General features: G+C 68.0%; 10 protein-coding genes. 4 read left to right on the top strand and 6 right to left on the bottom strand.

Features of this window, described 5'->3' with window-relative positions:
* Positions 1-31: 31 nt before the first annotated feature.
* The 6 genes from AC1RQF_RS10745 to gatC all read right to left on the bottom strand — a co-directional run bounded on the left by AC1RQF_RS10745 (position 32) and on the right by gatC (position 7,185).
* The gene (locus AC1RQF_RS10745; RefSeq protein ID WP_492872027.1) at positions 32-1,966 is read right to left on the bottom strand and encodes a right-handed parallel beta-helix repeat-containing protein; all 1,935 of its coding nucleotides are present in this window, start codon (positions 1,964-1,966) and stop codon (positions 32-34) included.
* Between the two features lie 117 nt (positions 1,967-2,083).
* The gene (locus AC1RQF_RS10740) at positions 2,084-2,854 is read right to left on the bottom strand and encodes an exodeoxyribonuclease III (RefSeq protein WP_273999618.1); all 771 of its coding nucleotides are present in this window, start codon (positions 2,852-2,854) and stop codon (positions 2,084-2,086) included.
* Positions 2,855-2,885: 31 nt separating this feature from the next.
* Positions 2,886-3,725 carry a PPK2 family polyphosphate kinase gene (locus AC1RQF_RS10735; protein ID WP_492872026.1) on the bottom strand — a complete coding sequence of 280 codons (840 nt, stop codon included), beginning with the start codon at positions 3,723-3,725 and terminating at the stop codon, positions 2,886-2,888.
* A gap of 123 nt (positions 3,726-3,848) precedes the next feature.
* Positions 3,849-5,318, bottom strand: a complete 1,470-nt coding sequence (gene gatB / locus AC1RQF_RS10730) for an Asp-tRNA(Asn)/Glu-tRNA(Gln) amidotransferase subunit GatB (protein ID WP_273999622.1) — start codon at positions 5,316-5,318, stop codon at positions 3,849-3,851.
* Between the two features lie 2 nt (positions 5,319-5,320).
* Entirely contained in the window at positions 5,321-6,811 is a 1,491-nt protein-coding gene (gene gatA / locus AC1RQF_RS10725; protein WP_273999624.1) for an Asp-tRNA(Asn)/Glu-tRNA(Gln) amidotransferase subunit GatA, read from the bottom strand.
* 74 nt (positions 6,812-6,885) lie between these two features.
* Positions 6,886-7,185 (bottom strand): Asp-tRNA(Asn)/Glu-tRNA(Gln) amidotransferase subunit GatC, encoded by a 300-nt coding sequence (gene gatC, locus AC1RQF_RS10720; protein ID WP_273999625.1) that lies wholly within the window; start codon positions 7,183-7,185, stop codon positions 6,886-6,888.
* A gap of 357 nt (positions 7,186-7,542) precedes the next feature.
* On the opposite strand from gatC, the gene AC1RQF_RS10715 reads away from it, so the two are divergent.
* The 4 genes from AC1RQF_RS10715 to mrdA all read left to right on the top strand — a co-directional run.
* Positions 7,543-8,586 carry a rod shape-determining protein gene (locus AC1RQF_RS10715; RefSeq protein ID WP_004189550.1) on the top strand — a complete coding sequence of 348 codons (1,044 nt, stop codon included), beginning with the start codon at positions 7,543-7,545 and terminating at the stop codon, positions 8,584-8,586.
* A gap of 120 nt (positions 8,587-8,706) precedes the next feature.
* Complete coding sequence (gene mreC / locus AC1RQF_RS10710) at positions 8,707-9,762, top strand: rod shape-determining protein MreC (protein ID WP_273999626.1); 1,056 nt, start codon at positions 8,707-8,709, stop codon at positions 9,760-9,762.
* A complete protein-coding gene (gene mreD / locus AC1RQF_RS10705; RefSeq protein WP_273999628.1) occupies positions 9,759-10,271 on the top strand; it encodes a rod shape-determining protein MreD in 513 nt (170 codons plus the stop codon). The genes mreC and mreD overlap by 4 nt, the downstream gene beginning before the upstream one ends.
* A 110-nt stretch (positions 10,272-10,381) precedes the next feature.
* On the top strand, positions 10,382-12,633 hold a 2,252-nt coding region (mrdA, locus tag AC1RQF_RS10700; RefSeq protein ID WP_492872017.1), incomplete at its 3' end, for a penicillin-binding protein 2.

Here is a 12,633-nt window from a genome sequence, read left to right as displayed (position 1 = left end):
GCGGCCAGGCCGGCTGCGCGCGCGGGTTTCACTACTGTTGGCACGAATTGTCCGGGCTCGCCGGCACCTGCGGGTTGATCGGCGCCCAGTTCACCGTATCGGCCCAGCTTGCATCCTTGTCCACACCGAACCAATTGGCGTCCGAGTTCGACGCGCGGTTGTTGACGACCCAGTTGTGCAGGGGCGTCCTGCCCACGTTCAGCTTGATCATCGAGTCCACTTTGCCGTCGAGCGTGCCCACCTTGCGCATGAGATTGTCGCGCACGGTCAGGTAGTCGCTGCCCTGGTCGAGGTAGATGCCCGTAGGCGGGTACCCGCAGTACAGCTTCGACAATTGCATGTTCCCGATTCTGTTCCCGCTGATCTCGGACTGCTGCTGGACGCCCTGCGTATAGATCGCCCCGCCGTCGTAAAGCAGCTGCATGAAATCGAACACATTGTTGCCCGTGACGACATTCGCATTCATGCCGACGTCGACGTCGCCCCATCCCCAGCCGACGCTGATGCCGGTGTACGGCAGATAGCGCAGCTGATTCCCCGACACCGTGAGGCCCTTCGCATACATCGCGAAGATCCCGACGGAGCCCGCGTAGCGGGTGCCGCAGGACCAGATATTATTTTTCGTGACCGTATCGTGATCCGACAGCCCCGTGGACGACGGGCTTCCCGGGCCGCCGCCGCCCAGGCTCAGGCAACTGCCGCCGATGTCATGGAACACGTTCCCCGTCACGCTGTCGTCGCGGCTGGAATCGATCAGCTGCAAGCCTTCCGCGCCGAGATTCATGAAGGTATTGCCGGTAAAGACCAGCCCCTGGACATAGCTCGCGCTCACCGCGGCCGGCTGGCGGACATAGCTGTCACCGCGCCGGTACATGCTGGCCTGCTGGTTCACGTAGCCATAGCTCGCGGGGTCGTAGAACGTCGTGTTCTCGAACGTCAGACCGGTGAAGGTCAGATTCATGACCGGCTGGCTCGCGGAACGACCCTGGATGCGGATCAGGGTTTCGAGCGTGGGGATCATGAATTCCATCGCGTTCGGATCCGCGCCGTCGGGCGGCTGGTAATACAGCTTCGACGCCTCCGCATCGAAGTACCACTCGCTGGTCGCGCTCAGGAAATCGAGCGCGTTTTCGAGGTGGTACGGTGAAACGGACAGCAGCGTCCCCGCCCCGTCGCCGTGCTGCAGTGCGCTCAGTTCCGCCACGCACGGGCGCAGCGACAGGGCCGCCGTGCCCCCGGACGTCACGCGGTCGACGGCGGCGATGCGGATCGCGCTCTGCGTCCACTGCTGCTGGCTGATAAATTCCACCGGATGCCGCTTGCTTGCGTTCAAGCAATCCGCGCCCTGCTTCGCCACGATCGCGGCGAGATCCGGCGCGCCCGAAGCAAGGGCGATCTGCGGAAATTTCGCGCTCTTGTTCCAGTCGCTCGTCTTCAGGTAGGAACCTGCCGGAGCCGACGTCAGCTTCGGATAGCGCGCGCGGATCGCCGGCTTACGGTTGACGTACAGGTCCCGGAACACCGGGTTGGCGACCCGCTGCCCGTTCCGGTCATAGGCGGCCAGATAGCTGTACGGATCGATGGCCGCCACCCAGATCGGGCCCGAGTAGCGCTGCCAGTTCAGCTTCGTGGTGAGGCCGCCGACGATCCGCGGCTGCGCGCCGGGCTGGTTCTCGTAGTAGACCCGCGTGCGGGCCGTCCCGGAATCATCGTTCGTGAAGATCAGCGGCCCGTCGATGAAATAGACGCCGTCGCCGAGCTTCACGTGGATGTCCTCGTTGAGCGTCCCCGTGCTCAACAGCGCCCGCACCATGCCCTTGGCCTTGCCGAGCGAGGCAACCGGCGTCTGCGGCCCCCCGTCTGCGCTGTCGGACCCCGTCGGCACAACGTAGATGTCTCGCGCCGCCGCCGGCCCCATCGCCAGCATGGCGCACAGCGTGGCCGCCACCATCCCGATTCCGCGCATGCGCGCCCTCTCTCTCATGTCATTGTCGTTCGATGCGCGTCGAGCCGCGCGAGCGTGTCCTGCGTGCGCCGCGCGCGGGACGGCCGACGGGCGGTCGGTCGTCGTCGCGCGGGCGGCTTACTTGTAGTCGTAATCGACCGTCAGCGGCGCGTGATCGCTGAACTTGATGTCCTTGAAGATCGAGGTGGCCTTCGCGCTGCCGGCGATGCCCGGCGTCGCGATCTGGTAATCGATCCGCCACCCGACGTTCTTCGCGTACGCCTGCCCGCGGTTGCTCCACCACGTGTACTGCTCGGCGCGCGGGTCGAGCGTGCGGAACACGTCGACGTAGCCGACATCGTCGAACAGCTTCGTGAGCCACGCGCGCTCTTCCGGCAGGCAGCCGGAATTCTTCTGGTTGCTCTTCCAGTTCTTGATGTCGATTTCCTTGTGGACGATGTTGACGTCGCCGCACAGGACCACCTCGCGGGTGCTTTTCAGTTCCTCGAGGTGCGGCATGAACTCGTCCATGAAGCGGTACTTCGCCTGCTGGCGCTCGTCGCCGCTCGACCCCGACGGCACGTAGACCGACACGACCGACAGCTTGCCGAAGCGCGCCTCGACATAGCGCCCCTCGGCATCGAATTCGCTGCTGCCGTAGCCGATGATCACGTCGTCCGGCTCGCGGCGGCAGTACAGGCCCGCGCCGCTGTAGCCCTTCTTCTCGGCGTGGTGGAAGTAGCCCTTGAAGCCGTGCGGCGCGACGAACTCGGCCGGCAGGTCGTCGGCCGACACCTTGATTTCCTGCACGCACACGCAATCGGCGCGCTGCTCGCCGAGCCAGTCGAAAAAGCCCTTCTTCGCGGCGGAGCGGATGCCGTTCAGGTTCGCGGTAATGACACGCAGCATGTTGGGTTCCAGTGAAAATGAACGTTACGGTTTATTGGATCTTGACGCCTTCCAGCTCGGGCTTCGCCGGCGGGAATTCGAGCTTCATGCCGGTCAGCTCGCGCAAAAGCAGCTCGGCGATCATCACGTTGCGGTGCGTCTTCGAATCGGCGGGGATCACGTACCACGGCGCATGCTCGTCCGAGGTCGCGGCGAGCGCGTCGCGATACGCGGCCTGATAGGCGTCCCAGTGCTTGCGCGCCTCCAGGTCGGAGATGTCGAACTTCCAGTGCTTGGCCGGATCGTCGATGCGCGCCTGCAACCGCTCGCGCTGCTCGTCCTTCGAGATGTGCAGGAAGCACTTGATGATCGTCGTGCCAGCCTCGACCAGCATCTCCTCGAACTGCCGGATGCGCCGGTAGCGCCGCGCGCATTCGTCCGCGTCGATCGTGCCGAGCACGCGCGGCACCAGCACGTCCTCGTAGTGGCTGCGGTTGAAGATCGCCAGCTCGCCCGCCGCGGGCGCCTGCGCATGCACGCGCCACAGGAAGTCGTGGGCCAGCTCCACCGGAGTCGGCGCCTTGAACGACACGATCCGCAGGCCGAGCGGATCGACCTCGTGGAACACCGCGCGCACCGTGCCGTCCTTGCCGCTCGTGTCCATGCCCTGCAGCACCAGCAGCACGCGCTTGCGCGTCTGCGTGTGCAGCCGTTCCTGCAGCGCGTCGAGCTGCGCGGACACAGCCGACAGGCGCTCGCGGTCCGCCTCCTTGCCGCCCGTCGAGAACGGCTTCGCGCCCGCATCGAAGGCGTCGAGCGCGAAGGCGGCCGCCTCCTTCTCGCGCGCGTGGTACGGCACCCGGTAGTCGTCGAGCGACGCTTGCTTCGCCATCAGCCTCTCCTGTCGTCCTGCGATGCGGCGCCGACCGCGCGCCAGACGCGCACGGGCCGCCCGAACCCGACGGTTCGGCGCGGCCCGCGCGCGGTGTGGAGCCGGCCTCGCGGCCGGCGGATCTCAGCCGAGCTTCTTCTTGAGCAGCTCGTTGACCTGCTGCGGGTTCGCCTTGCCCTTGGTCGCCTTCATCGCCTGGCCGACCAGCGCGTTGAACGCCTTTTCCTTGCCCGCGCGGAATTCCTCGACCGACTTCTCGTTGGCCGCCAGCACCGCGTCGATGATCGCCTCGAGCGCGCCGGTGTCGGAAATCTGCCGGAGGCCCTTCGCGTCGATGATGCGATCGGCCGCCGCGTCGTCGGCCGCCTTCTCGTCCCAGATTGTCGCGAAGATTTCCTTCGCGATCTTGTTCGAGATCGTGCCGTCGGCGATCCGCTGCAACAGCAGCGCGAGCTGCGCGGCCGACACCGGGCTCGCGTCGATCTCGAAGCCGTCGCGGTTAAGCAGCGACGATACATCGCCCATCAGCCAGTTCGCGACCGTCTTCGCCTGCGCGACGCCGGCCTTCGCGACCACCGCCTCGAAGTAGCCGGCCATCGCCTTGCTCGACGTCAGCACCGTCGCATCGTACGGCGTCACGCCGTACTGCTCGCCGAAGCGCCGCTGCATCGCGACCGGCAGCTCGGGCAGCTCGCCGCGCACGCGCGCGACCCATGCGTCGTCGATCACGAGCGGCATCAGGTCGGGATCGGGGAAATAGCGGTAGTCGTGCGCGTCTTCCTTGCTGCGCATCGAGCGCGTCTCGCGCTTGTCCGGATCGTACAGGCGGGTTTCCTGCACGACCTCGCCGCCGTCCTCGATCAGCTCGATCTGGCGGCGCACCTCATAGTTGATCGCCTCTTCCAGGAACCGGAACGAGTTCAGGTTCTTGATTTCGGCGCGGGTGCCGAACTGCTCCTGGCCGAGCGGGCGCACCGACACGTTCGCGTCGCAGCGGAACGAGCCTTCCTGCATGTTGCCGTCGCAGATCCCGAGCCACACGACGAGGCCGTGCAGCGCCTTCGCATACGCGACCGCCTCGGCGGCGCTGCGCATTTCCGGCTCGGTGACGATCTCGAGGAGCGGCGTGCCCGCGCGGTTCAGGTCGATGCCCGTCATCCCCGCGAAGTCCTCGTGCAGCGATTTGCCCGCGTCCTCCTCGAGGTGTGCGCGGGTCAGGTTGATGGTCTTCGCGTAGGCATCCTTGCCGGCCTTCTCGTTGGCGGGCACCTGGATCGTGACCTGGCCGCCCTGCACCACCGGGATCTCGTACTGGCTGATCTGATAGCCCTTCGGCAGATCCGGGTAGAAGTAATTCTTGCGCGCGAAGATGCTGCGCGGCGCGATCGTCGCGCCGATCGACAGGCCGAAGCGGATCGCCCGCTCGACCGCGCCGCGGTTCATCACGGGCAGCACGCCCGGCAGCGCCAGATCGACGGGGCTCGCCTGCGTGTTCGGCGCCGCGCCGAACTGCGTCGACGTGCCGGAGAAGATCTTCGACGCCGTCGACAGCTGCGCGTGCGTCTCAAGACCGATAACGACTTCCCATTGCATGTTTACACCCCCGCCGGAACTTGCCTGTGCCATTCGGTCGCGCGCTGGAACGCGTCCGCGACCTGCAGCATCCGGGCTTCGTTGAAATAGTTGCCGATGATCTGCAGGCCGACCGGGCGCTGCGCGTTCGCGCCCGCGCCGAAGCCGCACGGCACGCTCATGCCGGGCAGGCCGGCGAGGCTCACCGACAGCGTATAGATGTCGGCCAGGTACATCTGCACCGGATCGTCGCCCTTCGCGCCGAGATCCCACGCGACGGTCGGCGACGCCGGCCCCATGATCACGTCGCACGACTCGAACGCTTCCTGGAAGTCCTGCGCGATGATGCGGCGGATCTTCTGCGCCTGCAGGTAGTAGGCGTCGTAGTAGCCGTGCGACAGCACGTAGGCGCCGACCAGGATGCGCCGCTTCACCTCGGGGCCGAAGCCTTCCGCGCGCGACTTCTTGTACATGTCGAGCAGGTCGCGGTACTCGGCCGCCCGGTGCCCGTAGCGCACGCCGTCGAAACGCGACAGGTTCGACGACGCCTCGGCGGGCGCGATCACGTAGTAGACCGGGATCGACAGCTCGGTCTTGGGCAGCGACACCTTCACGAGCGTCGCGCCGAGCGCCTCGTACTGCTTGAGCGCGGCCTCGATCGTCGCGCGCACGTCGTCCGCGAGGCCCGCGCCGAAATATTCCTCGGGCAGGCCGATGCGCAGGCCCGCGAGCGGCCGGGCGGCCGGCGCGTCCGGCGTCCAGGCCTGGCCCAGGTGGCGCGTGAAGTCCTCGTCGTCGCGCTCGAGGCTCGTCGAGTCGCGCGTGTCGAAGCCGGCCATCGCGTTCAGCAGCAGCGCGCAGTCGGCCGCGCTCTGCGCCATCGGGCCGCCCTGGTCGAGCGACGAGGCGAACGCGATCATGCCGTAGCGCGAGACCCGGCCGTAGGTCGGCTTGATCCCCGTGACGCCCGCGAACGACGCAGGCTGGCGGATCGAGCCGCCGGTATCGGTGCCGGTCGCGGCGGGCGCGAGGCGCGCGGCGACCGCGGCCGAGCTGCCGCCCGAGCTGCCGCCCGGCACGGCCCGGCGGTCCCACGGGTTCTTCACCGCGCCGAACGCCGAGTTCTCGTTCGACGAGCCCATCGCGAACTCGTCCATGTTGGTCTTGCCGAGCGTCACCATGCCGGCGGCGGCGAGCCGCTCGACGACGGTCGCGTCGAACGGGCTCGTGTAGTTCGCGAGCATCTTCGAGCCGGCGGTCGAGCGCCAGCCGCGCGTGACGAACACGTCCTTGTGCGCGATCGGCAGGCCGGCCAGCGGGCCGGCCGCGCCCTGGGCGAGCGCCGCGTCGGCGGCGCGCGCCTGCGCGAGCGTCAGGTCGGGATCGACATGGACGAACGCGTTCAGATCGCGCGCCGCGTCGATCCGGTGCAGATAGTGCTGCGCGAGCTCGACGGCCGAGTACTCCTTGGCGTCGAGCGCGGCGCGCAGTTCGGTCAGGCTGTGTGCATGCATTGCGTGGATTCCTGGATTCTGGAGCGCTCGCGACGAGGTCCCGAGCAAAAGCGGGTGGGTGCGGCGAGCGCCCCTTACTCGATCACCTTCGGCACGAGGTACAGGCCGTCCTGGACGGCCGGCGCCGGGCGCTGGTACGCGTCGCGGTCGACCGTCTCGGTGACGGCGTCGTCGCGCAGCCGCAGCGCGACCGCCTGGATCTGCTCGATCGGGTGGGCGAGGGGCGCGATGCCCGTCGTGTCGACGGCCTGCATCTGCTCGACCAGGCCGAAGAATTCGTTGAGCTGGCCGAGCGTCTGCTCGGCGTCGGCGTCGGCCATTTCGAGCCGCGCAAGGTGCGCGATGCGTTTCACATCGGTCAGGGTCAGAGCCATGCGGTCACCGGAAGAACTAAAGGCTTGCGCGGCATGCAAAAACACACGCCGCGGCAGGGGGTTGGAGGGTCGATCGATCCCTCAAAAATCGGAGGCGAAGCGGCGAAAATACAGGCCGTTACCATTCAAATACTGCGAAATTATAAGGTATCATTACGCGTTCGACCCAGACCCGGGCTGCCTTCCCCGCGTTGCCGCCCCGGTGGTCGAGGGGCCGCGCAGGCCCCGGTAGATTTCACTCGCAGCTTCGCGTTCCTGAGGCGGCCGCTCCCGCCCGATCCGAGGCTGTTATTTTTTCCGCTGCCGCCCTTCGTGCGTTCCCCGCCGGGGCCGGCCCACAGCGAGACAGGATTCTGAATGTTCGGTTTTTTGCGCAGCTACTTCTCCAACGATCTGGCGATCGATCTCGGCACCGCAAACACCCTCATCTACATGCGCGGCAAGGGCATCGTGCTCGATGAGCCCTCGGTTGTGTCGATCCGCCAGGAAGGCGGTCCCAACGGCAAGAAGACGATCCAGGCGGTCGGCAAGGAAGCCAAGCAGATGCTCGGCAAGGTGCCGGGCAACATCGAGGCGATCCGCCCGATGAAGGACGGCGTGATCGCCGACTTCACGGTCACCGAGCAGATGATCAAGCAGTTCATCAAGACCGCCCACGAATCGCGGATGTTCTCGCCGTCGCCGCGCATCATCATCTGCGTGCCGTGCGGCTCGACCCAGGTCGAGCGCCGCGCGATCAAGGAGGCCGCGCACGGCGCGGGCGCCTCGCAGGTCTACCTGATCGAGGAGCCGATGGCGGCCGCGATCGGCGCGGGCCTGCCGGTGTCGGAAGCCACCGGCTCGATGGTCGTCGATATCGGCGGCGGCACGACCGAGGTCGGCGTGATCTCGCTCGGCGGCATCGTCTACAAGGGCTCGGTGCGGGTCGGCGGCGACAAGTTCGACGAGGCGATCGTCAACTACATCCGCCGCAACTACGGCATGCTGATCGGCGAGCAGACCGCCGAGGCGATCAAGAAGGAAATCGGTTCCGCGTTCCCGGGCTCCGAAGTCAAGGAAATGGAAGTCAAGGGCCGCAACCTGTCGGAAGGCATTCCGCGCAGCTTCACGATCTCCAGCAACGAAATCCTCGAGGCGCTCACCGATCCGCTGAACCAGATCGTGTCGTCCGTGAAGATCGCGCTCGAGCAGACGCCGCCGGAACTGGGCGCCGATATCGCCGAGCGCGGCATGATGCTGACGGGCGGCGGCGCGCTGCTGCGCGACCTCGATCGCCTGCTCGCCGAGGAAACCGGCCTGCCGGTGCTCGTCGCCGAGGATCCGCTCACCTGCGTGGTGCGCGGCTCCGGCATGGCGCTCGAGCGCATGGACAAGCTCGGCAGCATCTTCTCCTACGAGTGATCGTCTAAGCATCGGCATATGACGCACGCGCGGCGCTCCCGGCTCGCAGTCCCCGGCCGAACCGCCGCGCGTTTTACGCGTCTTAGCATCAACTAACCGATCACGCGCCCGGCGCCGACCATGGAATACAGTCCGCCGCCCCTCTTCAAGCAAGGTCCGTCCGCGTTCGCGCGGCTGCTCTTCTTTGTCGCACTGGCCGTCGCGCTCCTCATCTCGGATGCGCGCTTCAACACGCTCGAAATCGTCCGCGGGGTGGTCGGCACCGCGCTCTATCCGCTGCAGCGCGCGGCGCTCGTGCCGCGCGACCTGTTCATGGGCGCGGCCGACCTCGCCGTCACCGGCGCGTCGCTGCGCCACGAGAACCAGCAGCTGCGCGACCACAACCTGAAGCTGTCGCTGCAGGCGAACCAGGCGGGCCAGCTGAGCGCCGACAACGCGCACCTGCGCGCGGTGCTCGCGCTGCGCGAGCGCGTCTCCACCCAGTCGACCCCGGTCGAAATCCAGTACGACACCAGCGATCCCTTCTCGCAGAAGGTCGTGATCGGCCACGGCTCGCAGGCGGGCATCCAGGACGGCTCGCCCGTCGTCAGCGAGGACGGCGTGATCGGCCAGGTCACGCGGGTGTTCCCGCTGCAGTCGGAGGTCACGCTGATCACCGACCGCGACCTCGCGATTCCCGTGCAGGTGCTGCGCACCGGCCTGCGCAGCGTGATCTACGGCACCCCGAAGGGCGACTCGCTCGACCTGCGCTTCGTGCCGACGAGCGCCGACCTGCTGGTCGGCGACGAACTGGTGACGAGCGGGCTCGACGGCGTGTATCCGCCCGGCCTGCCGGTCGCGAAGGTGGTGCGGGTCGACAAGCTCGCCGACACCGCGTTCGCGCACGTGGTCTGCATGCCGGTCGCGGCGGTGCGCGGCGCGCGCGAGATGCTGGTGCTGCACTACCGCAACGACATCCCGCCGCGCCCGGCCGAGCCGGACCCGGCCAGCGACAAGAACGCCAAGGTGAAGAAAACCCCGAAGAGCACCGAAAAGGGCACCCAGCCCGCCGACGCCAACGCCGCCGCCGCGAGCGGCAAGGCGACGGCCGCCACCGCGCAGTCGCGCCCGGCGGGCGGCGCGGCGCCGGCCGGCCCGACCCGGCCGGCCGCCCCGGCCCAGGGAGCGAAGCCATGAGCCGCCCCCAATACATCCTGCAGCCGGTCAACCCGTCCTTCATCATCTTCAGCCTGGCCGCCGCGTTCCTGCTGAACCTGATGCCGTGGGGCCGGATGCCCGGCGTGCCCGACTTCGTCGCGCTCGTCCTGCTGTTCTGGAACATCCACCAGCCGCGCAAGGTCGGCATGGGCATCGCGTTCCTGCTCGGAATCCTGATGGACGTGCACGACGCCGGCCTGCTCGGCGAGCATGCGCTGGCCTACACGCTGCTGTCGTACGGCGCGATCACGATCCACCGCCGCGTGCTGTGGCTGCCGCTCGGCGTGCAGGTGTTCTACGTCGCGCCGCTCCTCGTGCTCGCGCAGCTCGTGCCGTTCGTGATCCGCCTGCTGATGGGCGCCGCGTTCCCGGGCTGGGGCTACCTGGTCGACGGGTTCGTCGAGGCCGCCCTGTGGCCGCTCGCCAGCCTGCTGCTGCTGATGCCGCAGCGCCGTCCGGTCGATCCGGACGACACGCGGCCGATCTGAGCCGCGCCAGGAATCCGGATGAACGCCCACCGCCCGCTCGCCCGACTGCGTCCCGCTAGCGTCCGGCGGGACGGCCGGCGCGCGGCCGCCCTCCCTTCATTCGTACCCGCATGACCGAATTCAAGGACACCCAGCAGCAGCTCTCGAAGTTCCGCGTGCGCGTCGCCGCGGCGGGCGTGTTCGTGTTCGTCTGCTTCGGCCTGCTCGCGACGCGCTTCTTCTACCTGCAGGTCTGGCAGCACGGCAAGTACGCGCTGCAGGCCGAGGAGAACCGCATCTCGGTCGCGCCGATCGTGCCGAACCGCGGCATCATCACCGACCGCAACGGCGTGGTGCTCGCGAAGAACTACTCCGCGTACACGCTCGAAATCACGCCGTCGAAGCTGACCGACACGCTCGAGAACACCATCAACGCGCTGTCCGAGGTCGTGCCGATCGACGCGCGCGACCGCCGCCGCTTCAAGAAGCTGCAGGAGGACTCGAAGAACTTCGAGAGCCTGCCGATCCGCACCCGGCTGACCGACGACGAGGTCGCGCGCTTCACCGCGCAGCGCTTCCGCTTCCCCGGCGTCGACGTGCGCGCGCGCCTGTTCCGCCAGTACCCGCTCGGGCCGACCGCCGCGCACGTGATCGGCTACATCGGGCGGATCTCGAAGCGCGACCAGGACCGCATCGACGCGATGAGCGACGAGAACGACAGCGATCCGGAAACCTACGATCCGCGCCGCGACGGCAACAACTACAAGGGCACCGACTACATCGGCAAGGTCGGCGTCGAGCAGAGCTACGAGACCGAGCTGCACGGCCTGACCGGCTTCGAGGAAGTCGAGGTGACGGCGGGCGGGCGGCCCGTGCGCACGCTGTCGCGCACCCAGGCGACGCCCGGCAACAACCTGGTGCTGTCGCTCGACATCGGCCTGCAGCAGGTGGCCGAGCAGGCGTTCGCGGGCAAGCGCGGCGCGCTCGTCGCGATCGAGCCCAAGACGGGCGACGTGCTCGCGTTCGTGTCGTCGCCGAGCTTCGACCCGAATTCCTTCGTCGACGGGATCGACCAGCAGACCTGGGACGAGCTCAACAACTCGCCCGACAAGCCGCTCCTGAACCGCCCGCTGCACGGCACCTACCCGCCCGGCTCGACCTATAAGCCGTTCATGGCGCTGGCGGGCCTCACGCTCGGCAAGCGCACGCCCGGCTGGGGTTTCCAGGATCCCGGCTACTTCACCTTCGGCGGCCACACGTTCCGCAACGACGTGCGCTCCGGCCAGGGCTGGGTCGACATGAACCGCGCGATCATGGTGTCGAACGACACCTACTTCTACATGCTCGCGCGCGACCTCGGCGTCAATTCGATCGCGAACTTCATGAAGCCGTTCGGCTTCGGCCAGATCACGGGCATCGACGTGCAGGGCGAGGCGCGCGGCATCCTGCCCTCGACCGACTGGAAGAAGAAGGCGTTCAAGAAGGCCGCCCAGCAGAAGTGGTTCGACGGCGAGACGATCAGCCTCGGCATCGGCCAGGGCTACAACTCGTTCACGATCCTGCAGCTCGCGCACGCGACGGCGACGCTCGCGAACAACGGCATCGTCATGAAGCCCCACCTCGTGAAGGAGATCGAGAACCCGATCTCGCGCGACCGGCACCTGACCGTGCCGAAGGAAAGCGAGATGATCCCGCTCAAGCAGTCGGACATCGACGTCGTGAAGCGCGGCATGGAGAACGTGGTCGAGAACCCGTCCGGCACCGGCTACAAGATCTTCCGCGGCGCGCAATACCTCGCGGCGGGCAAGACCGGGACGGCGCAGGTGTTCTCGCTGCAAGGCGGCAACTACCACGGCCACCTGCTCGCCGAGCACCTGCGCGACCATGCGCTGTTCATCGCCTACGCGCCCGCCGACCATCCGCAGATCGCGATCGCGCTGATCGTCGAGAACGGCGGCTGGGGCGCGCAGGCGGCCGGGCCGATCGCGCGCCGCGTGCTCGATTTCTATCTCGTCGACCGCAAGAACCCGGCGACCGAAGCGGCCGCCGTGGCCGCCGCCGCGTCGGCGACCGAACCCATCAATGCGCCCGTGATCGGCGATGCGTCGAAGGCCGTGACCGTCGCGGCCGGCTTCAAGGCGCTGCCGCAGCCGGCGACGGCCGCGAGCGCCGTCGGCGCGGCGGGCGCGGGCGCATCGGGCGCATCGGGCGCGTCGGGCACATCGGGCACATCGGGCACATCGGGCGCGTCGGGCACATCGGGCGCATCGGCTGCATCGGCTGCATCGGGCGCGTCGACCGCCGTGGCCGCGCCGGCCGCCGCCGGCAGCACCGCCGCGGCCGGTTCGCCGCCCGTTCGCCCGCCGCCGCGCAAGCCGCGCCG

The organism is Burkholderia sp. GW821-FHT14F03 (genome assembly GCF_058803765.1).
This window is presented reverse-complemented; position numbering and strand designations above follow the sequence as displayed.